The sequence below is a fragment of the Shinella sp. R2-11 genome (assembly GCF_055330205.1).
Genome location: NZ_JBVAPC010000001.1, coordinates 218,678 through 239,214 on the forward strand (window position 1 = coordinate 218,678; position 20,537 = coordinate 239,214).

The 20,537-nt window shown below is 66.8% G+C and carries 19 protein-coding genes; 9 read left to right on the forward strand and 10 right to left on the reverse strand.

Annotated features, from left to right (window positions below; translation table 11 throughout):
* Positions 1–117 precede the first annotated feature (117 nt).
* The 6 genes from ACZ1A1_RS01075 (at position 118) to ACZ1A1_RS01100 (ending at position 6,335) form a co-directional block, all read left to right on the forward strand.
* Positions 118–912, forward strand: coding sequence for a FadR/GntR family transcriptional regulator (locus ACZ1A1_RS01075; RefSeq protein ID WP_463618397.1), 795 nt, complete (start codon positions 118–120; stop codon positions 910–912).
* Positions 913–1,004: 92 nt separating this feature from the next.
* Positions 1,005–1,517, forward strand: coding sequence for an NUDIX hydrolase (locus ACZ1A1_RS01080; RefSeq protein ID WP_313192617.1), 513 nt, complete (start codon positions 1,005–1,007; stop codon positions 1,515–1,517).
* A gap of 82 nt (positions 1,518–1,599) precedes the next feature.
* Positions 1,600–3,102: an inorganic phosphate transporter gene (locus ACZ1A1_RS01085; RefSeq protein WP_463618398.1), complete on the forward strand. Its 1,503-nt coding sequence runs from the start codon at positions 1,600–1,602 to the stop codon at positions 3,100–3,102.
* 8 nt (positions 3,103–3,110) lie between these two features.
* Positions 3,111–3,848, forward strand: a complete 738-nt coding sequence (locus ACZ1A1_RS01090) for a 16S rRNA (uracil(1498)-N(3))-methyltransferase (protein WP_463618399.1) — start codon at positions 3,111–3,113, stop codon at positions 3,846–3,848.
* A 164-nt stretch (positions 3,849–4,012) separates the two neighbouring features.
* Entirely contained in the window at positions 4,013–5,386 is a 1,374-nt protein-coding gene (locus ACZ1A1_RS01095) for a glutamate--cysteine ligase (protein WP_313192149.1), read from the forward strand.
* A gap of 106 nt (positions 5,387–5,492) precedes the next feature.
* Positions 5,493–6,335 carry a DUF937 domain-containing protein gene (locus ACZ1A1_RS01100; RefSeq protein ID WP_313192148.1) on the forward strand — a complete coding sequence of 281 codons (843 nt, stop codon included), beginning with the start codon at positions 5,493–5,495 and terminating at the stop codon, positions 6,333–6,335.
* A 3-nt stretch (positions 6,336–6,338) separates the two neighbouring features.
* Here the strand turns inward: ACZ1A1_RS01100 and ACZ1A1_RS01105 are convergent, their stop codons facing one another.
* Together ACZ1A1_RS01105 and ACZ1A1_RS01110 are read right to left on the reverse strand one after the other, a co-directional pair.
* Positions 6,339–8,591 carry a methyl-accepting chemotaxis protein gene (locus ACZ1A1_RS01105; protein WP_463618400.1) on the reverse strand — a complete coding sequence of 751 codons (2,253 nt, stop codon included), beginning with the start codon at positions 8,589–8,591 and terminating at the stop codon, positions 6,339–6,341.
* Between the two features lie 264 nt (positions 8,592–8,855).
* Positions 8,856–9,146, reverse strand: coding sequence for a DUF1127 domain-containing protein (locus ACZ1A1_RS01110; protein WP_313192146.1), 291 nt, complete (start codon positions 9,144–9,146; stop codon positions 8,856–8,858).
* A 281-nt stretch (positions 9,147–9,427) separates the two neighbouring features.
* Here ACZ1A1_RS01110 and ACZ1A1_RS01115 point away from each other — a divergent pair, with 281 nt between their 5' ends.
* Positions 9,428–10,381, forward strand: a complete 954-nt coding sequence (locus ACZ1A1_RS01115; protein WP_119254401.1) for a LysR substrate-binding domain-containing protein — start codon at positions 9,428–9,430, stop codon at positions 10,379–10,381.
* A complete protein-coding gene (locus tag ACZ1A1_RS01120) occupies positions 10,375–10,947 on the forward strand; it encodes a GNAT family N-acetyltransferase (RefSeq protein WP_463618401.1) in 573 nt (190 codons plus the stop codon). The genes ACZ1A1_RS01115 and ACZ1A1_RS01120 overlap by 7 nt, the downstream gene beginning before the upstream one ends.
* Here the strand turns inward: ACZ1A1_RS01120 and ACZ1A1_RS01125 are convergent.
* The 5 genes from ACZ1A1_RS01125 to ACZ1A1_RS01145 all read right to left on the reverse strand — a co-directional run bounded on the left by ACZ1A1_RS01125 (position 10,944) and on the right by ACZ1A1_RS01145 (position 15,788).
* Complete coding sequence (locus ACZ1A1_RS01125) at positions 10,944–11,819, reverse strand: dienelactone hydrolase family protein (RefSeq protein ID WP_463618403.1); 876 nt, start codon at positions 11,817–11,819, stop codon at positions 10,944–10,946. The two genes, ACZ1A1_RS01120 and ACZ1A1_RS01125, sit on opposite strands and share 4 nt — an antisense overlap.
* A gap of 83 nt (positions 11,820–11,902) precedes the next feature.
* Positions 11,903–12,322 carry an MAPEG family protein gene (locus tag ACZ1A1_RS01130; RefSeq protein ID WP_463618404.1) on the reverse strand — a complete coding sequence of 140 codons (420 nt, stop codon included), beginning with the start codon at positions 12,320–12,322 and terminating at the stop codon, positions 11,903–11,905.
* Between the two features lie 103 nt (positions 12,323–12,425).
* Positions 12,426–12,785 carry a hypothetical protein gene (locus tag ACZ1A1_RS01135; RefSeq protein ID WP_313192142.1) on the reverse strand — a complete coding sequence of 120 codons (360 nt, stop codon included), beginning with the start codon at positions 12,783–12,785 and terminating at the stop codon, positions 12,426–12,428.
* Positions 12,786–12,929: 144 nt separating this feature from the next.
* Positions 12,930–14,426: an IMP dehydrogenase gene (gene guaB / locus ACZ1A1_RS01140; RefSeq protein WP_463618405.1), complete on the reverse strand. Its 1,497-nt coding sequence runs from the start codon at positions 14,424–14,426 to the stop codon at positions 12,930–12,932.
* 369 nt (positions 14,427–14,795) lie between these two features.
* Positions 14,796–15,788, reverse strand: coding sequence for an MBL fold metallo-hydrolase (locus ACZ1A1_RS01145; RefSeq protein WP_463618406.1), 993 nt, complete (start codon positions 15,786–15,788; stop codon positions 14,796–14,798).
* A 303-nt stretch (positions 15,789–16,091) separates the two neighbouring features.
* Between ACZ1A1_RS01145 and ACZ1A1_RS01150 the strand changes: the two genes are divergently transcribed.
* Positions 16,092–17,501, forward strand: a complete 1,410-nt coding sequence (locus ACZ1A1_RS01150) for a DHA2 family efflux MFS transporter permease subunit (protein WP_463618407.1) — start codon at positions 16,092–16,094, stop codon at positions 17,499–17,501.
* 192 nt (positions 17,502–17,693) lie between these two features.
* On the opposite strand, the gene ACZ1A1_RS01155 is transcribed toward ACZ1A1_RS01150, so the two are convergent.
* From ACZ1A1_RS01155 to ACZ1A1_RS01165, 3 genes are read right to left on the reverse strand one after another with little or no spacing between them, the layout of a single operon-like run.
* Positions 17,694–18,077 (reverse strand): VOC family protein, encoded by a 384-nt coding sequence (locus ACZ1A1_RS01155; protein WP_463618408.1) that lies wholly within the window; start codon positions 18,075–18,077, stop codon positions 17,694–17,696.
* A complete protein-coding gene (locus ACZ1A1_RS01160; RefSeq protein ID WP_463618409.1) occupies positions 18,077–18,808 on the reverse strand; it encodes an RlmE family RNA methyltransferase in 732 nt (243 codons plus the stop codon). Before ACZ1A1_RS01160 ends, ACZ1A1_RS01155 begins: the two co-directional genes overlap by 1 nt.
* Positions 18,805–20,346: a Ppx/GppA phosphatase family protein gene (locus ACZ1A1_RS01165; RefSeq protein ID WP_463618410.1), complete on the reverse strand. Its 1,542-nt coding sequence runs from the start codon at positions 20,344–20,346 to the stop codon at positions 18,805–18,807. Before ACZ1A1_RS01165 ends, ACZ1A1_RS01160 begins: the two co-directional genes overlap by 4 nt.
* Positions 20,347–20,537: the final 191 nt, after the last annotated feature.

The following is a 20,537-nucleotide window of genomic DNA, read 5'->3' on the forward strand; positions in this document are numbered from 1 at the left end:
CAGCATAGTCTTAACAAATGTCAGGCATGCGCCGATAGGGCGCATTGACGCAGGCCGAAAGGCGTAGACTGGACAAGATTGTTGACCAGTTTCCGCCCGCATTGGTAGTGTCGCAGCGTGACCGACACCGCCTTCGACCTTTTCGCGCGCATCAGCCATAGCCGGACCTCGGACGAGGTCGTGCGGCAGATCGAGTTGCTGCTGCTCGAAGGGGTGCTGCGCGACGGCGACCGGCTGCCCGGCGAGCGGGAGCTTTCCAAACGCCTCGACGTCTCCCGCCCGATCCTGCGCGAGGCGCTGAAGGAGCTGGAGAACCGTGGCCTGCTGATCAGCCAGCACGGCGGCGGCACCTATGTCGCCGACATCATCGGCCAGGTCTTCTCGCGCCCCGTCGTCGACCTCATCGCCCGCCACCAGCGGGCGACGGAGGACTATATCGAATACCGCCGGGAGCTGGAGGGCATCACGGCGGACCTCGCCGCGCGACGCGCGACGGACTACGACCGGCAGATGCTGACCCGCATCATGGAGGCGATGCGCGCGGCCCATGCCAGCAGCTCCTTCGATGCCGAGCTCGAAACCGACGTGGAGCTGCACAACGCCATCGGCGAGGCGGCGCACAATATCGTGCTGCTGCACACGCTGCGCGCCTGCTACAGGCTTCTGGCGCAGGGGATCTTTTTCCACCGCCACCTCGTTTTCTCCTCGGAGGAAGCGCGCGGACATCTGCTTGCCCAGCACGAGGCGATCTATTGCGCCATCATGGCGGGCGACGGACAGGGCGCGCGTCAGGCCGCCCAGGCGCATATGGACTATATCGCCGACGCGATCCGGAAAGCCGAGCGCAGCGGGGAATGGCAGAGGATTTCCCAGCTGCGCATGCAAAAGCGCGGCCTTCCCCCACAAGCCTGACTTGCGCCGCAAATCTCGCGCAAGCAAGATGGCCGATAACGACTCAGAGCGCGCTTCCCGGCGAGAGGCCGGCAAGAGGAATGAAGAAGACCTTGAACATTCTCAACCGCATCGCCAGTGACGTCCATCTCATGTTCCGCCGGCCCGTGCGCGAACAGTATGGCGCGCTGTGCTATCGGGTGAAGAAGAAGCGCCCGACGGTCGAAGTCCTCCTCATCACCAGCCGCGACACGGGCCGCTGGATCATTCCGAAGGGCTGGCCGATGGACGGCAAGACGGCCGCCGCCGCCGCCGCGCGCGAGGCCTGGGAAGAGGCCGGCGTGAAGGGCGTCATCAGCGACGAGCCGGTCGGCAGCTACCACTACCTGAAGGGCCTTGCCGGCGGGATGAAGGTCGAGTGCCGGGTGCGGGTCTTCCCGCTCGTCGTCGACGACGTCTGCAAGAATTTTCCGGAGAAGGGCGAGCGCCGCGCCGAATGGGTCGACTGCGCGGAAGCTTCCAACCGTGTCCAGGAGCCGGGCCTCAAGACGCTGCTCCTCGCCTTCGAGCGGAAAATCCTCTCCGAGATCGCGGCCATCCCCAAAAACGGCACGCCGGACGCCTGAAAAGCCCCTGCCGGGCCGTTGTCATATTGCCGACGAAGCCCTGAGGCGATAGTGCGGGGGGCTTTGAAACGGAGCAGCATGAATGGCGAATTCTCAGGTCCAGCTCCGCAAGCCGACGCTGGACAAGGATCTTGAAAAACTCACCTATACCGAACAGGCCACGCAGTTCGTGCTGCGCTCCTGGGCGGGCGTGGGGATTTCGCTCGTCTTCCTGCTGATCGCCATGGTCGTCGCCAGCACCTTCGCCACCGGCACGGCGGGCGTCCTGGTCATCGCCGTCACCGCCGCCCTTGCCGCCTACATGGCCATGAACATCGGCGCCAACGACGTGACGAACAATGTCGGCGCGGCCGTCGGCGCGCGCGCCATGAGCATGGGCGTCGCCCTCGTCATCGCCGCGGTCTTCGAGATCGCCGGGGCGCTGCTGGCCGGCCAGGGCGTGGCGCAGACGGTCGCCTCCGGCATCGTCGACCGCTCGGCCTTCCCGAACCCCGAGACCTTCGCCTGGGCCATGATGGCCGCCCTCGTCTCGGCGGCGATCTGGATCAATATCGCGACGCTCGCCAATGCGCCGATCTCCACCACCCACGCCATCGTCGGCGGCGTCATCGGCGCGGGCGCGGCGGCGAGCGGCTTCCATACCGTCCAGTGGGACGCCATCGCCGTCATCGTCGTAAGCTGGACCGTCTCGCCGATCCTCGGCGGGGTGATCGCCGCGGCCTTCCTCTACTTCATCAAGGAAACCATCATCTACCGCGAGGACAAGATCGCGGCGGCGAAGACCTGGGTGCCGGTGCTCGTCGCACTGATGGCCGGCGCCTTCGCTGCCTTCCTTGCGAATGGCGGCACGACCGGCTCCTTCGGCCTTTCCTTCCGCGACGCGATGCTGATCGGCCTTGGCTTCGGCGTCCTCACCTATGTCGTCACCCGGCCCATCGTCCGCCGCCATGCGGAGGGTCTCGACAACCGCAACCAGTCGCTGCGCACGCTCTTCCGCATTCCGTTGATCTGTTCGGCCGCGCTCCTCTCCTTCGCGCATGGTGCCAACGACGTCTCCAACGCCGTCGGGCCGCTCTATGGCGTGGTGTCGGCGCTGCGCTCGGGCCTGACAGGCGGGGATGCCGCGATCCCGCTCTGGGTGATGGTCATCGGCGCCGTGGGCATCTCGCTCGGCCTCCTGCTCTTCGGCCCGCGCCTCATCCGCATCGTCGGCAGCGAGATCACCAAGCTCAACCCGATGCGCGCCTTCTGCGTGGCGCTCTCCTCGGCCGTCGCGGTGCTGACCGCCTCCGCCTTCGCCATTCCCGTCTCCTCGACGCATATCGCCGTCGGCGCGGTCTTCGGCGTCGGCCTCTTCCGCGAATGGTACACGCGCAATTCCCGCCGCCGCATCGACTATATCCGCAGCCGCGGCAACCAGGTCGCGCCGGAGGAACCGCCGGTCAACGCGGACGAGACGCGCCGGCGCTATCTCGTGCGCCGTTCGCATTTCATGACGATCGTCTCGGCCTGGATCGTGACGCTGCCCGTCTCCGCGATCCTCTCCGCCCTCGTCTTCCTCGCCCTCCACACGCTTTTCAGCTGAGACACGTCATGCGCGCCAATTACCGGATGCAGCGCCTCTTCACCGCTGACGCCCTTGCGGCGGGCTCGGCAGTGGAGGCTTCCAAGGAGCATTTCCACTACCTGACGAACGTGCTGCGCATGGCCGAGGGCGATGCCGTGCTGCTCTTCAACGGGCGCGACGGCGAATGGCACGCGACGCTCTCCTTCCCGACGCGCAAGCGCCTGCTCTTCACGCCGGTCGAGCAGACCCGGCCGCAGCCCGAGCCCTCGGACCTCCATTACCTCTTCGCACCGCTGAAGATCGGGCGGCTCGACTATCTGGTGCAGAAGGCGGTGGAGATGGGGGCCGGCATGCTCCAGCCCGTCATGACCCAGCATGTGCAGGGCAAGATTACCAGCCTGGAACGGCTGGAGGCCAATGCCGTCGAGGCCGCCGAGCAATGCGGCATCCTCTCGATCCCGCAGGTCGCCGCGCCACGGAAGCTCGAAGATCTGCTTGCCGACTGGCCGCGCGAGCGGCGGATCGTCTTCTGCGACGAGGGCCATGGCAGCCAGAACCCGCTACCGGTTCTGCAGAAGATCGAGGAGCGCAGGCTCGCCCTTCTCGTCGGGCCGGAAGGCGGCTTTTCGGATGGCGAGCGCACGCTCTTGCGCAGCCTCGATTTCGTGACGCCCATCCCGCTCGGCCCGCGCATCCTGCGCGCCGACACGGCCGCGGTGGCGGCGATGGCCGTCATCCAGGCAGCGATCGGCGACTGGCGATAGCCGGACTTGCACAAAAGCAGGAAAATCCGCGTCCAGGAAAAGTCGATTGGGTTTTTTTGAATCTGCCTTGAAAGGAATTCGCTTGCACCGCATCTAATTCCGGTTCAAGCACCCTCCCAGGCCCAGCGTTCTGCCGGGCGCCATCCGTTCAGAAGAAGACGCCCATGGCCCGTGACACCACCGACCAGACGCCCATCCGCTCCGTCGCGGACATGGCCGAGTATCTCGCCGACGGCTGCAAGCCGAAGGAAAAGTTCCGCATCGGCACCGAGCACGAGAAATTCGTCTTCTTTACGGCGGACAACAGCCCCGTCCCCTATTTCGGCGAGGCGAGCATTTCGGCGCTTCTCAACGGCATGCAGGCCAGGACCGGCTGGGAGCCGATCATGGATGCCGGCAACATCATCGGCCTTGCCGAACCCTCCGGCATGGGCGCCATCTCGCTGGAGCCCGGCGGCCAGTTCGAGCTTTCCGGCGCGCCGCTGGAAAACCTGCACCAGACCTGCAAGGAATCCAACCAGCACCTCGCGACGCTCCGCGAGATCGCCGAGCCGCTCGGCATCCGCTTCCTCGGCATGGGCGGCAGCCCCAAATGGACCTTCGCGGAAACCCCGCGCATGCCCAAGAGTCGCTACGACATCATGACCCGCTACATGCCGAAGGTCGGCACCAAGGGTCTCGACATGATGTACCGCACCTGCACGATCCAGGTGAATCTCGACTTCTCCAGCGAAGCCGACATGCGCCGCAAGATGCAGGTGTCGCTGAAGCTCCAGTCGATGGCGACCGCGCTCTTCGCCTCCTCGCCCTTCACCGACGGCAAGCCGAACGGCCTTCTGTCCTGGCGCGGCGACATCTGGCGCGACACGGACAACAACCGCGCCGGCCTCATCCCCTTCGCCTTCGCACCCGATTTCGGCTTTGCGGACTATGTCGAATGGGCGCTCGACGTGCCGATGTATTTCATCGTTCGCGACGGCAAGTACCACGACTGCACGCACGTCACCTTCCGCCAGTTCATGGCAGGCGCCCTCAAGGGCGAGATCGCCGACTTCGAACCTAATCTCGGCGACTGGACGAACCACCTCTCCACGCTCTTCCCGGACGTGCGCCTCAAGCGCTTCCTCGAAATGCGCGGCGCCGACGGCGGCCCGTGGCGGCGCATCTGTGCGCTGCCCGCCTTCTGGGTGGGCCTGCTCTACGACGACGGCGCGCTCGATGCCGCCGAGGCGCTGACGCGCGACTGGACGGTCGAGGAGGTCACGGCGCTGCGCAATGCCGTGCCGGCCGAGGGCCTCAAGGCCGATTTCCGCGGCAAGCCGCTGCTCGACGTCGCCCGCGAGGTCGTGTCGATCTCCCGCCAGGGCCTTGCCGCCCGCGCCCGCACCAATGGCGACGGCGTGGACGAGACGATCTTCCTCGCCCCGCTCGATGAGGTGCTGGCCAAGAAGGCGACGCTCGCGGAAGACATGCTGGCGCTCTACAACGGCCGCTGGAACGGGTCCGTCGAGCCGGTCTTTTCCGAATACCAGTACTGAGCCCGGCCCAAGAAAGCTGTTTGCGCGGCCGAAATTCCCGTTATAGTGCAGGCACATGCTTGGTGTTGGGCCTGCCAGTGGGCCTGCCGGCGGGAAAGGGTCTGCCATGCTTTCGCTCTACGACATGATGATGCAGGCGCAGAACGGCCATGCCGTCGACCTGATGGCGCGGCAGTTCGGGCTGGCGCAGGAGCAGGCCGTCAAGGCCGTCGCCGCGCTGATGCCGGCCTTTTCCGAGGGCTTCAAGCGCAACGCCGCCAGCCCCTACGACCTCGCCGCCTTCATGAAGGCGCTGACGACGGGCGAGCATGCCAAGTATTTCGAGGACATGAGCAAGGCCTTCACGCCGCAGGGCCTTGCCGAGGGCAACGGCATTCTCGGCCATCTCTTCGGCAGCAAGGAGGTCTCCCGCGCCATCGCCGCGCAGGCCGCGCAGATGACCGGCATCGGCCAGGAGATATACAAGCAGATGCTGCCCGTCATGGCGAGCACGCTGATGGGCGGGATCTTCAAGCAGTCGCTCGCGCCCTTCTTCCCCGGCGCGGATGCCGGCAAGGCTTCCGCCAATCCCTTTGCCGACATGATGCAGCAATGGGCCGAGGCGACGGGCCTTGCGAAGAAGCCGGAACCGGCGAACCCCTTCGCCGACAATCCCTTTGTGCAGGCCGCGCAAGACTTCTTCGGCGGCAGGAAGGAAGCGCCGGCCAATCCCTTCACCGACAACCCCTTCGCGAAAGCCTTCCAGGACATGATGGCGGGCATGGCCGGCCAGCCGGCGGCCGAAAAGCCGAGCGCGCCGGAAGCCTCGCCTGCCGATTCGCTGAAGAGCCTCGTCAACACGATGTTCGACACCGGACTGGAGATGCAGAAGGACTACCAGCGCAACATCGAGACGATCTTCGAGACCATGCGCGGCGGCATGGAGCCGGACGGCGGCAAGAAGGCCTGACGATCAGGCCGCCGCCGCGCGGTCCCTCTCCGCCTCGACCGGCACGTTGAAGCGTTCGACGATCGCCGCGAGCGAGCGCGTATCACCCGCAAGCCCGGACATGCCGGCCGCCGTCTGCGAGACGGCCTGACGGTTCTGCGCCGTCACCTGCTCCATCTCGGACATCGACCGGCTGATATCGCCGAGGCTGGAAGACTGCTGGTTGGCGGCCGCGGCGATCGAATGGATATGGTCGTTGATGCGGGCGACCTGCCCGGCAATGCCGGAAAGCGCCTCGCCCGTCTGCTGCACGAGATCGACGCCCTTCGCCACCTCGACGCCGGACTTGGTGATCAGCGCCTTGATGTCCTTTGCGGCATTCGCCGAGCGCTGGGCAAGTTCGCGAACCTCCTGTGCGACGACGGCAAAGCCCTTGCCGGCATCTCCGGCGCGGGCGGCCTCGACGCCGGCATTCAGGGCAAGCAGATTGGTCTGGAAGGCGATCTCGTCGATGACGTTGATGATGCTGGAAATCTCGCGCGAGGCGCCCTCGATGCGCTCCATGGCCGCGACCGCGTCGGAGACGACGCCGCTCGACTGGTCGGTGCTGGCCTTGGCCTCCGTCGCCATGCGGGAAGCCTCGCCGGCCCGGGCGGTGGAGTTGCGGATCGCTTCCATCATCTGGCCGACGGCCTCGGTCGTGCGCTCCAGCGCCGCCACCTGGCTTTCGGTGCGCTCGGCGATGTCGCGGGCGGCGGCATCGACATGGGCGACCTTGCCGTCGATCGAGCGCGCATTGCTGGAAACGGCGGCGATGGTTTCGGCAAGGCGCCGGACGGAGGTGTTGAAGTCGACGCGCAACTCATCGAGCCCGTCGGCGAAGGCATGGCCGATGACGGTGGAAAGGTCACCGGCCGAAAGGCGCTCCAGCGCGGTGCCGAGCGTACCGACGGCCTCCTGCACCTGGCGCTGCTGCGCGGCCTTGGCGGCTTCCTGCGCCTGCTGCTCGCGGGCGGCGTGGTCGCGCGCCTCGGTGCTGGAACGCTCCAGCGCCGCCTTTTCCAGCGCGGCGGTACGGAAGACGGCAACCGAGCGCACCATGTCGCCGATCTCGTCGGCGCGGTTTTCCTTCGGAAGCGCGATATCGGTATTGCCGGCGGCAAGCGCGGTCATCGCCTCGACGAGCTGGTGGATCGGCCGGGTCAGCGCGCGCGAGAAGATCGTCGCCGCGAGGATGGCGAGACCGATGATCGCGGCGGTCAGGCCGAGCACGATCAGCGTGCCGCGCATCAGGCCCGCCGTCGCTTCCGCCCGGGTGATCTTGGCGATGACGGACCAGTCCGCCCCGCCGAAGGATAGCGGCGATCCGGCGGCATAGAGCTCGGTACCGGCCGCGTCGGCGATGATGCCATAGGCCTCGCTGCCGACGGGCAGGTTGGCGATGTCGAGGCGGACCTTCAGCGCATCGGGCTCCGGCGTGCGGGCGGAATCGGTCAGCACCGTGCCGTCGGCGCGCACCAGCACCGTCTCGCCGGTCTCGCCGAGGCCCTTGCTGTTGCCGAAGATGGCGTCGATCTTGGCGTTCGGCACGCGGATCGCCATGATGCCGAGCGTGCGGCCGTTCATGGTGATGGGCGCGGCCAGAAAGGCCGCCGGCGCGCCGCCGAGCGCGGCATATTCGGAAAAGTCGGAAAAGACGATCGTCCCCGCGTCCTTGAGCGCCATCGCATCCTTGAAGGCTGCGGCGAGCCCGCTGTCCCTGTAGGGGCCGTCGATGAGGTTCGTGCCGAAATCCTCCGCCTTCGCGACGGAATAGAGCACGTTGCCCTTCGGATCGATCATGTAGAGGTCGGCATAGCCCTGCGATTCCAGATGCTTGCGGAAGGCGACGTGGTACTGCTTGTGCGAGCGGTCGAAATTGTCCTTCTTCGCCGTGTCGAACAGGTAGCGCTCGGCCGGCGGGTTCGGGTTGTGGGCGATGTAGCGGTCGTGCAGTTCCTTCGCCGGATCCTTGCCGAGCGCGCCCCAGGCGCCGGCGAAACCGTAGAAGGCCTGGGTGGTCGGCATGGCGGTGGAAAGGCTGATGAGGTCGAGCTTCATGCCCTCCAGATAGGTCCGCGCCTCGTTGCGGCGTCCGTCGGCGGTCGCCTCCAGCTTCTGCATCACCTGCCGGGTCACGGTCTCCGCACTGACGATCAGCGATACGGCGCTGGCGGCGCCGATGGAAAGAAGCGTGAGCACGGCAGCGGCAAGGGGCAGTTTACGCGAAATGCGCATGGCGATCCGTCCGAGGGCTAGAGCTGGGTCCGGCTCATCCGGAAGGCAGACGGCGTCATGCCCGCGGAACGGCTCCGCGGCTGCCATGGCAACGGTAGCCGAGGGTGGTTTACCTAAGGTAAAGCGGATTTTCGGGAAATAGCCCTGGAAAAAGCCCGACGCGGACCTTGGGAGTCGCACGCCGGGCAAGCGGCAGGGTTATTGGCTCTCACCCTGCGGGGAAGTCGGGAACCGTCCGGGAGGGCGGGACGGCGCCGGAGGAAATCAGTCCGAGCGACCCTGGCGCACATGACGGCGGGCACGCTCGCGCGCCACGATCGTCAGATGCAGGCCGGCATCGGAGAAGAAGGAGGCCGAACGGACGGCCTGGACGTCGCTGCGGCACAGCCCCATGTCGAGAAGCTGGTGGTCGTCGAGCTCGCTCAGCCGGTTGATCGCGCGGCGATTCTGCCAGGCGCGGGCAAATCTGGCGGCGGCGTTGCGGATATGGACAAGCAGGTCCGGGACCTGGCGACGGGTTGCCGGGGCCTCGATTTCCATTCTGCGGTCGATCATGCGCATGGCATTTCTCCTTTCCGGCTCCGCGCACCATCGTCCTTCGATGGGGCCCGCGCGGCACCTGTGATCGTTCGCCGCCCGCAGGATGCGGGTGACGGTGAGGGGAACTGGACTGCAAGAAGAGCCGCCGGCCGAAAGGTCCGGGCGAAGCGGCAGATCCTGTCGGCAATGGCTGGCGGACAAGCCATCGTTCGACAATTGCTTTTTCGCAGAAAGACATTGATCAGTCCAACGAATGTTTCTAATACTATCAATCAAACAATCTTATGAGTACCGTTATGTCCGCTCCGTTAGACATCGACCAGCTCCAGACCTTCGTTGCGATCGCGGATACCGGAAGTTTCACGCGGGCGGCCGATCGTGTCTTCAAGACCCAGTCGGCCGTGTCCATGCAGATGCGGCGGCTCGAAGAGCGCATCGGCAAGCAGCTTTTCATGAAGGACGGGCGCGGCAACAGGCTGACGGCCGAGGGCGAGCGCCTGCTCAACTTCGCCCGCCGGATGCTGCGCCTCAACAACGAGGCCATCGCCGCCTTCGACGACAACCGCCTCGAGGGCATGCTGCGCATCGGCACGCCGGACGACTATGCCGACCGCTACATGCCCGAGATCATCATGCGCTTTGCCAAGACGCATCCGAATGTCGAGCTCTATATCGTGTGCGAGCCCTCCGTCGACCTTGCCGAGAAGATGGCCAAGGGCGAGCTCGACATCGCGCTCGTCACGCACAATCCGCGCCAGCGCCAGTCCGACGTGGTGCGGACGGAGCCGCTCTGCTGGGTGATGTCGGCCAACCATCCGCTGCCGGAGAACGCGCCGGTGCCGCTCGCCGTCGGCCGGCGGGACTGCCAGTGGCGGCAGATCGCCTGCGCCGCGCTCGATTCGGTCGGGCGCGACTACCAGGTGCTGTTCACGAGCTGGTCCTCCACCGTCGTCGCCGCCGCCGTCATGGCGGGCATGGCGGTTTCGGTTCTGCCGGAATCGGCGCTGCGCCCCGGCATGAAGGTGCTGACGCAGGCGGACGGCTTCCCGCCGCTCGCGCCCGTGCAGATTGGCATCATGCGGCGGCCGGGCCTTTCGCCCTCGCTCTCCAACGCCATCACCAGCCACATCACCGCCTGTCTCGACAACATCACGCCGCTGACGGCGGCCGATGACCTGCCGGAAGCGGAAGTGAAGGTCTTTCCGCGCCTCGCGCGGCTGAGGCCGGGACAGATCCTGCCGGGATGGTGACGCTCATTCCTCTGGACGGCATTCCCGCAGGCAAGGCCGGGCCGTCCAGGGTGACGGTCCGGCCTGCCCGCGAAGACGAAATCGAGACGCTGTGCCGGATCGAGCGGTCGGCCGCGCAGGCCTTCCGCCTCATCGAGGCTTTCTCCTGGCTGGCGGTTGGCGACGTGCAAAGCGCCGAGCGGCACCACGACCTCATCGGCAAGGGCACCAACTGGGTCGCGGCCGCCGACGGCGACCAGCCCGTCGGCTTCCTCAGCGCCGAGGCCGTCGGGCCCGAACTGCACATCTGGGAGATTTCCGTCGATCACCTGCATCAGGGCTTCGGCATCGGCCGCCGGCTGATCCGCCACGCCGTCGAGCAGGCGGCGGAACGCAGCCTTGCGGCCGTGACGCTGACGACCTTCCGCACCATCCCGTGGAACTGCCCGTTCTACGAGCGGCTGGGCTTCGAGACGCTCGACGAGGCGGCGCTTCCGGCGCGCCTCGACGCGGTGCTCGACGAGGAATCCGAACACGGCCTGCCGCGCGACACGCGCTGCGCCATGCGGCTGACGATCAAGGACTAGCCAAGATACTTCTTCAGGAACGCCACCGTGCGCTGCCAGGCAAGGTCGGCGGCGGCCTTGTCGTAGCGGGCGACGGAGGTGTCGTTGTTGAAGGCATGGTTGACGCCGTCATAGACGTGGATCTCGAAGGTCTTGCCGTTCGCCTCCAGCGCCTTGCGATAGGCGTCGATGCCGGCATTGATGCGCTCGTCGAGGCCGGCATAGTGCAGCAGCAGGGCCGCCTTGATGTTCGGCACCGCCTCGGCCGGCGGCTGCGCGCCGTAATAGGCGACGGCGGCCTTCAGCTCCGGCGATGCCGTCGCGAAGCGGTTGACGAGGCCGCCGCCCCAGCAGAAGCCGATGGCGCCGACCTTGCCGTTAGCCCCGTCGAGCTTTGCCAGGAACTGCAGGCTCGCCTCCGCATTGGCGGCCGTGGCTGCCGGATCGAGCTTGCCGATCATGTCGCGTGCGTGGTCCTCGTCCTCCGGCGTGCCGCCCGAGGGCGAGAGGAAATCAGGGGCGAGCGCGATGAAACCTTCCAGCGCCATGCGCCGCGCGACGTCGCGAGTATGCGGATTGAGGCCGCGGTTCTCGTGGATGACGATGACGGCGCCGAGCGGCCCCGTTGCCGCCTTCGGGCGCACGAGATAGCCCTTCATCTCGCCCGAGCTGCCGCCATAGACGACATCCTTCGCCGAAAGGCGCTCGTCGTCGGAGGCGATCATCTCGGCGCTCGCGGAATTGGCGGCAAGCAGCGGCGCGATGGCGGCCGCCGCGGCGCCGGAGCCCGCAAGCGCCGTCAGCCGCTCCATGAAGCGGCGGCGGTCGAGCGTCAGGTGGGTGTATTCGTCATAGGCGTCGATCATCGCCTGCGTGATCTGCGTCCTGTCCATGGCGGATCCTCCGGTTTGTCGGCCAGAAGGACAAGATAGGCCGCGCGCGCCCGCACGCCCAACACATCTGCGTTACCGGCGGATCAGGTGAGCGCCAGCCAGACGGCGAGCCAGAGCCAGAGCATCATCGCGACCAGCAGGCTGGCGATGAACAGCGGGCGGCGGTAGCGCAGGCGGTTCGAGGTGACATGCACATAGGCATGCGCGTAGCGCAGCACCACGAAGAGCCAGCCGCCGGCGACCGTCACCGGATTGTCGGCATCGACGAGATAGAGAAGGATGCTCACCGCATAGAACAGCACCGGCAGCTCGAACTGGTTGGCGATGGCGTTCTTGACGACGAGGCTTTCGGCCGGTTCGTCCCGGTTCTCGCGGAACTGTTCGGGCTTGGCACGGCCATCCCTGACAGCGCCGACGCGGCGGGTCGAGAGCAGGATATAGAGGCCGAAGATGAGCGCGGCATGCGCAATCATCGGCCAGATCGTGGCTTCCGTGGGAGACATGGGGAACCTTCGGCTTGCGTTTCAGCCACCTGCATAAGTGTTTCCGGCGAAAGCCTCAACCTTAAAGGCTGCCCTGCCGCAAGCCGAAGGAAAAGGCACTCTCCTATTGCGGCGTCAGCGTTTCGCTGCCCGAGCCGTCCTTGCCGCTGATCGTCCAGGCCCCTTCCAGCGACCCGTCGCCCTTGACCTCGTAGACGATGAGGCCGACGGCATCGCCCAGCACATAGGCGGCCGCGAAGGCATTGTCGTAGAGCATGCAGATGCCGTTCGACGTGGTCGAGCCGGTGTGCCATTCGATCGAGCAGGTCGTCTCGCTGGTCAGCTCGATGGTCGCCGTGCCGCCATAGGCCGAACCATCGAGATTGGTGCCCTCAACGGTGTAGGTGCCGGCATTGACGGTCTGCGCCTGCGCAGGCGCGACGAGACCCAGGCCCAACAGGGCGCCAGCCAAAATCGTCTTCATGAAGTTCCCCCGATAGCCGGCGAGATTGCCGGCATTTCATCTTATGCAGATGAACGGAAAAACGAAAAGGGCGTGGCGCCCCGCCAAACGAAAATGCCCGGCAAAAGCCGGGCATTCCGCAAAGGTCGTGTCAGGATCGGCCGGTCAGACGGCGCCCGGATAGTTCGGGCTTTCGCGGGTGATCGTCACGTCATGGGCGTGGCTTTCGCGCAGGCCCGCGCCGGAGATGCGCACGAAGGTGGCGCGCTCCTGGTATTCCTTGATGTCCTTGCCGCCGACATAGCCCATGGAGGCCTTGAGACCGCCGGCGAGCTGGTGCAGCACGCCCGAGACCGGGCCCTTGTAGGGCACCTGGCCCTCGATGCCTTCCGGCACGAGCTTCAGCGTGTCGCGCACTTCCGCCTGGAAGTAGCGGTCGGCCGAGCCGCGCGCCATCGCCCCGACGGAGCCCATGCCGCGATAGGCCTTGAAGGAGCGGCCCTGGTAGAGGAACACCTCGCCCGGGCTCTCGTCCGTACCGGCGAGCAGCGAGCCGACCATGACGGCGGAAGCGCCGGCGGCGATCGCCTTGGCAAGGTCGCCCGAGAACTTGATGCCACCGTCGGCAATGACCGGAATGTCCGCGGCCTGTGCCGCCTCGACGGAGGACATGATGGCGGCGAGCTGCGGCACGCCGACGCCGGCGACGATGCGGGTGGTGCAGATCGAGCCCGGGCCGATGCCGACCTTGACTGCATCCGCGCCCGCGTCGATGAGCGCCCGGGTGCCGTCGGCCGTCGCAACGTTGCCGGCCATGACGCGGACCGAGTTCGACAGCTTCTTCACGCGGGTCACCGCATCGAGCACGCGCTGCGAATGGCCGTGCGCCGTATCGACGACGATGAGGTCGACGCCGGCATCGATGAGGCGCTCGGCGCGCTCGAAGCCGTCATCGCCGACGGAGATGGCGGCGGCGGCGCGAAGGCGGCCCTGCGCATCCTTGGAGGCATTGGGGTTGAGCTGCGACTTCTCGATATCCTTCACGGTGATGAGGCCGACGCAGCGGCCGTCGCCGTCGATCACCAGCAGCTTCTCGATGCGGTGGCGGTGCAGCAGGCGCTTGGCTTCCTGCTGGTCGACACTCTCCTTCACCGTGATGAGGTTCTCACGGGTCATCAGCTCGTAGATCTTCTGGGTCGGGTCGGAGGCGAAGCGCACGTCGCGGTTCGTCAGGATACCGACGAGGCGGCCGGCCTTGCCGTTGCCGCCGTTCTCGACGACGGGGATGCCGGAAATGCCGTGCACCTTCATCAGCGACAGCGCGTCGGCGAGCGTGGCGTCGGGGCCGATCGTCACCGGGTTGACGACCATGCCGCTCTCGAACTTCTTGACCTGGCGGACTTCCTCGGCCTGCTCGGCGGGCGTCAGGTTGCGGTGGATGACGCCGAGGCCGCCGGCCTGGGCCATCGCGATGGCAAGGCGGCCTTCCGTGACCGTGTCCATCGCGGAGGAGAGGATAGGCAGATTCAGCTCGAAATCGTTGGCGATGCGGGTCGCGATGTTCGTCTGGCCCGGCATGACCTCGGAGTGACCGGGCTGCAGGAGAACGTCGTCGAAGGTCAGGGCTTCGAGACCGGTTGCCGTTTCAATGATGCGCGCCATAGGCCAAGTTCCTTCAGTGTAATAGCAGGCTGCCCAGGGAGGACATTGGGAGTTGTCCACCTCGGTCGCTTGCAAGAAATTCTTGGAAGTTGGCGAGGGCTGGTAACACGTTCATGACGGATTGGGAATAGCAAAAAGCCGGCAATCGCTTTCGGGGCTTGCTTCTGAACAGGCGCCGCAGGGCCGCCGCCCCTCATCCGCCTGCCGGCACCTTCTCCCCGCAAGCGGGGCGAAGGCAGATGTTGCACGGCATTGCCCCAAGTCCCTTCTCCCCGCTTGCGGGGAGAAGGTCGCGGCAGCGGGATGAGGGGCTTTTGCCTCCACCGCTCAAGCCGGAGACATCCGTGGCCCACCACCGCGGTCGACATCTCAAACGTCGAACTGATAGCTCACCGGCACGAAGCGATAGCCCTCGCCCGCCTTTTCCACGAAGCCGGCGGCCGGGAAGGGCATGTGGTAGCCGATGAAGGGGAGCCTGTCGGTCGCGATCATGTCGAAGACACGCTTGCGGGTCGCCGCCGCCGCGGCCTTGTCCATGTCGAAGCGCACCTCCCAGTCCGGCCGCTGCAGCGAGAGCACGAAATGGTTCGCCGTGTCGGCCGTCAGCATCAGCGCCCTGCCCTCCGATTCGACGCGGAAGATCATGTGGCCGGGCGAGTGGCCGAAGGCGTCGAGCCCGGTAATGCCGGGCACCACCTCACCCTCGTTCTCGATGAAGGTGAGCTTTTCGGCCAGCGGCTGGACCTTGGCGAGCACGCCCTGGTGGCCCTGCTCGGCGGGCGTTCCCATGCGCTCGGGATTGACCCAGAAATCGTATTCCGTGCGGCCGGTGACGTAGCGGGCATTGGGAAAGGCCGGCTTGCCACCTTCCATCAGCCCGCCGATATGGTCGCCGTGCATGTGGGTGAGGACGACGACGGAGATCTGGTCCGGCGTATAACCGGCATATTTCAGCCCTTCCAGCAGCCGGCCCATGCCGGCGCTGCGCCCGCCCTCGCCCATGCCGGTGTCGAACAGCACGACCTCCGAGCCCGTATCGACGAGCGTCGGCGTGAAGCTGTTCACGAAGGTGTCGGCGGGCAGGAAATTCTCCGTGAGCAGGGCAGCGACGGCCTCGGCGGGCTGGCCGATGCCATAGGTCTCGCTCGGCGCGCCCGAAGGGCGGATGCCGTCGCGCACGGTAAGGATGCGGAAGCTGCCGAGCTTCATGCTGCGCGTTTCGATGGGGCTCACTCTCATGTCGGTCGCGTCCGTCTCGGTCTGGGCAAGGGCGGCGCGGTTCAGCACCAGGGGCGCCGCCAATGTGCCGACGCCGGCGGCGAGAAACAAGGATCGGCGCGAGATCGTCGAAGGGTCTCCCATGGTATCGTCTCCGGTCAAGTGTTGCCTGGGCTCGGGGGTTGCCCCGGCGGCAGGATGCCATGGCCCGATCTAGGGCGCGGTCACGATGCAGTCCCGCCCCATCACGGGGTTGTGATGGGCAGGAGAGGCCGCCGAGATTTGACAGATGCCGGCAACGGGCGCAGAAGACGGTGCCCGCGCAAGCGCCTTCCGCTTCCTGCCATTTCGCAAAAAGCGCCCATCTTATTTTTCTCACAATTGCGGACGCAAAACCGCTTCACATTTCTGCTGGAATTGCTCCAGAACCAGTATCGCGATCTGCCGATGAACCGTATCGTTCCCCTCATTCTCGCCGTCGCGCTCTTCATGGAGCAGATGGACTCCACCGTCATCGCCACCTCGCTGCCGGCCATCGCCGCCGATCTCGGCGTCGGGCCGATCACGCTGAAGCTGGCGCTGACCTCCTACATGGTGTCGCTCGCCACCTTCATCCCGCTGAGCGGCTGGATGGCGGACCGGTTCGGGGCAAAGCGCATCTTCCGCTGCGCCATCCTCGTCTTCGTCGCCGGCTCGATTTTCTGCGCGGCGGCGAACAGCCTCGTCGCCTTCGTCGTCGCCCGCTTCCTGCAGGGCATGGGCGGGGCGATGATGACGCCCGTCGCGCGCCTCGTGCTGGTGCGCAGCACCTCGCGCTCCGAGCTCGTCTCGGCGATGGCGCTGCTGACGATCCCCGCGCTGGTCGGCCCGCTCGCCGGACCGCCGCTCGGCGGCTTCATCACCACCTATTTCTCCTGGCACTGGATCTTCCTCATCAACGTGCCGGTCGGCATCGTCGGCTATGTCCTCTCGGGCATCTACCTGCCGGAGATCCGCGCCGCCGCCCCGCCGCCGCTCGACTGGACGGGTTTCTTCCTCAGCGCCGTCGCCGCCTCGGGCACGATGTTCGGCCTCTCCGTCGTCAGCCTGCCCGCCCTGCCGCCGATCATCGGCATCGTCGCCACAGCCGTCGGCCTTCTGTGCGGCGTGCTCTACGTCCGCCATGCGCGGCGCCACCCGACGCCGCTGCTCGACCTGAAACTCTTCCGCGACAGCGCCTTCCGCGCCGCCTCCATCGGCGGCACGCTGTTCCGCATCTCCGTCGGCGCGGTGCCGTTCCTGATGCCGCTGATGCTGCAGGTCGGCTTCGGGCTTTCGCCCTTCCAGTCCGGCCTCGTCACCTTCACCGGCGCTATCGGGGCGATCACCACCAAGTTCGTCGCAAGGCGCGTGCTCACGCTTGCCGGCTTCCGCACGACGCTGATCGTCGCCAGCATCTGCGGCGCGGCGCTGACCTTCGTCAACGGCCTCTTCACGCCGGGAACGCCCTTCTGGTTCATGGCCGGCGTGCTGCTCATCGCCGGCTTTGCCCGATCCTTCTTCTTCACCAGCGTGAACGCGCTCTCCTTCGCCGACATTCCCGATGTCGACGCCAGCAAGGCGACCTCGATGAGTGCGGTGCTCCAGCAGATCAGCCTGGCGCTCGGCGTCGCCGTCGCCGGTGCGATCCTCGAGATAGAAACGACGCTGACCGGCTCGCCGCTGGAGCTGCGCGACTTCCAGATCGCCTTCATGGTGATTTCGGTGCTGACGCTTGCCGCCGTCATCCCCTTCATCGCCATGGCGAAGAACGCGGGCTCGACCGTCTCGGGCCACCGCATGGCGGGCCGGGAGGAGGAAGCGGTGACGGTGAAATGACGAGGCGCGGAGGATAAGCCCCTCACCTGCCTGCCGGCATCCTCTCCCCGCAAGCGGGGCGAGGAGCGCTGGGCGCATGGTTTTCCTGCATCTTGAGCCTTGGGGAAAAACGGTGCGACATCCCCTTCTCCCCGCCTGCGGGGAGAAGTTCCCGGCAGGGGGATGAGGGGCGCCCCCTCTCAAGCAATCAATTCATTCCGGCTTTTCGCAGACAGCCGCCAGCTTGTTGCCGTCATGGTCGCGCACGAAGGCGGCATAGAAGCTGGCATGGAACGGCCGCAGGCCCGGCGCGCCCTCGTCCGTACCGCCCGCCGCAAGCGCCGCGGCATGGAAGGCATCGACGGCGGCCCGGCTCGGGGCGACGAGCGCGATCGTCACGCCATTGCCGAAGGTCGCCGGCTCGCGGTTGAAGGGCTCGACCACCCAGAAACGGCAGCGCACGTCGTTGTCCGCCGCATAGCCGATCTCGCCCGCCGCTTCCTTCTGCCTCGAATAGCCGAGAGGCAGCAGGATCGCATCGTAGAAGCGGCCGGCGCGGGCAAGGTCGTTGGTGCCGACCGTCGTATAGAGAAGCATCAGGCTTCCTCGCTGGCCTCGGTCGCCTCGTCGCGCGCCTTGCGGCCCTTGAAGCCCTTGGCGAGCAGGAACATTTCCACCGATTCCGCGCGCGAGGCGCCCGGCTTCACATGGATGACCTGCCTGAAATTCTGCTTGAGCATGTTGAGGAGGTCGCGTTCCGTGCCGCCCTGGAAGGTCTTTGCCAGGAAATGCCCGCCTTCCGCCAGCACCTCGATGGCGAAATGCGCGGCGACCTCGCACAGATGCATGGTGCGCAGGTGGTCCGTCTGGCGGTGGCCGGTGGTGGGCGCCGCCATGTCGGAGATGACGAGGTTCGGCGTGCCGCCGACCGCCTCGATGAGCTTCTGCGGCGCCTCCGGATCGAGGAAGTCCATCTGGAGGATGGTGACGCCCGGCAGCGGGTCCATCTCCAGGAAGTCGATGGCCGCGACGCGCGGGTCCGCATCCGTCGAATCCGTCACCTTGGCGGCGATCTGCGACCAGCTTCCGGGCGCCGCGCCAAGGTCGATGATGCGCCTGGCGCCGGCAAGGATGTTGTGCTTCTCGTCGATCTCCAGCAGCTTGAAGGCCGCGCGCGCGCGATAGCCTTCGAGCTTGGCGCGCTGCACATAGGGATCGTTGATATGGCGCTCGAGCCAGCGGCGCGAGGAGGCCTTGAGCTTCGTCTTCTTGACCTTCTGGCCAAGCTTGCGGCCGGTGCGGTTGCCGCCGATGGGGGGCTTGGTCATGACGCCTGTCCTTCGGGCTTTGCCGGATTGCGGTGGCCTCCACGCTGGTTGCGGCGATGGCGGCCGCGGCGCCAGACGCCGTCATCCGCCATCATGTCGGTGAGGAGCCCCTCGCGCAAGCCGCGGTCGGCAACACGCATGCGGCGCGAGGGCCAGCGCTTGCGGATCGCCTCCAGGATGGCGCAGCCGGCGAGCACGAGATCCGCCCGGTCCGGCCCGATGCAGGGATTGGCCGCGCGGGCGGAAAAGTCCCAGGACAGAAGCCGCGCCTGCATGGCCGTGACCTCGTCGTCCGAAAGCCACACGCCATCGACCCGGCGGCGGTCGTAGCGCGGCAGGTCGAGATGCACGCCCGCCAGCGTCGTCACCGTGCCGGAGGTGCCGATGAGGTGGAAATCCTCCGGCGCATGGACGCTCTCGCCCGGGCAGTCGAAATTCGCCAGCATGCCCTCGACTTCCGAGACCATGCCCGCGAAGCTCTCCGGCGTCACGTCGCGACCGCCATGGCGCTCGGAAAGCGTGACGACGCCCACCGGCAGCGAGGTCCAGTGGGTGATGTGGTTGGCAAGCCGGCTGGAGCGGTTGTCGCCGATGCGGATGACCGCGATTTCCGAGGACCCCCCGCCGATGTCGAAGAGCACGACGGATTTCGCCTCGCGCCCGACCAGCGAGGAGCAGCCGGAGACCGCAAGCCGCGCTTCCGTCTCCCGGTTGATGATCTCGAGTTCGAGCCCCGTTTCCCCGCGCACGCGCTCCAGGAAGACCTCGCCGTTATCGGCCGCGCGGCAGGCCTCGGTGGCGATGAGGCGGCTGCGGCGGATATTGCGGTTCTTCAGCTTGGCCGCGCAGATCTTCAACGCCTCGACGGAGCGGTCCATCGCCTCGTCGGAAAGCCGGCCGCTCGCCGCAAGCCCCTCGCCGAGACGCACGATCCGCGAAAAGGCATCCACCACGCGGAACTGGCCGGGCCGCGTCGGCTGGGCGATGAGAAGGCGGCAATTGTTGGTGCCGAGGTCGAGCGCGGCGTAGAGCGGCGCGTCGTGATGCTCGCGCTCGGCCGAACGATGCGGCGGGGCGGCCTCGCGCCGGGGTTCGGCAACGTGCTGCGGCGGGCGCGGCACGGCGCCGGCCTCGATCGGCGGCAGGAGCACGCCGGCTTCGGCGGCGGCCGGTGCCGGACGCGCCGCGGACTTCCGCCCGCGATGCTTGCGGCGCGGCTTGCGGTTATCCGCCTGATCCTGCTGGGGGGCTTCGCGTTGGCCGACGGGCGCGAGCGGGCGCACATTCTCGCCGCCCGGATTCCTGCCGTGCCTGCGACGCTTGTTCCGGCGCGCATTGTTGCCGCTTGTCACGGCCTGGGGGCGCTCGGCGGGCGCGGACGAACCGGCCGCCTGGCCTGCGGACGGGGAAACGGCAGAGGGACTCACGGCGCCCTTCTGCTTTCCCTTGCGGCGGCGCGACCGCTTCGGCCGCCCCGCATTGCCCGCATCTCGCGCCCCGGAAACGGACGGCTTTTCGCCGCTGTCGGGGTCGTTCACTGTACTGCCTATGGCGCCGCGCAAAGCCTTGAAGCTGCAAGCAGGCGCTCTCTCGATCTTCGTTGGCGCGACATTACCAGCGCCCGGCCCGTTCGCCAAATTCTTTTTATGACGCGGCGGTAACAGTGCACGCCGGACAGCAGGTCGCGATTTTTTCCAAAAAAACCATTTGCAACGCGCCACCTTTTGTT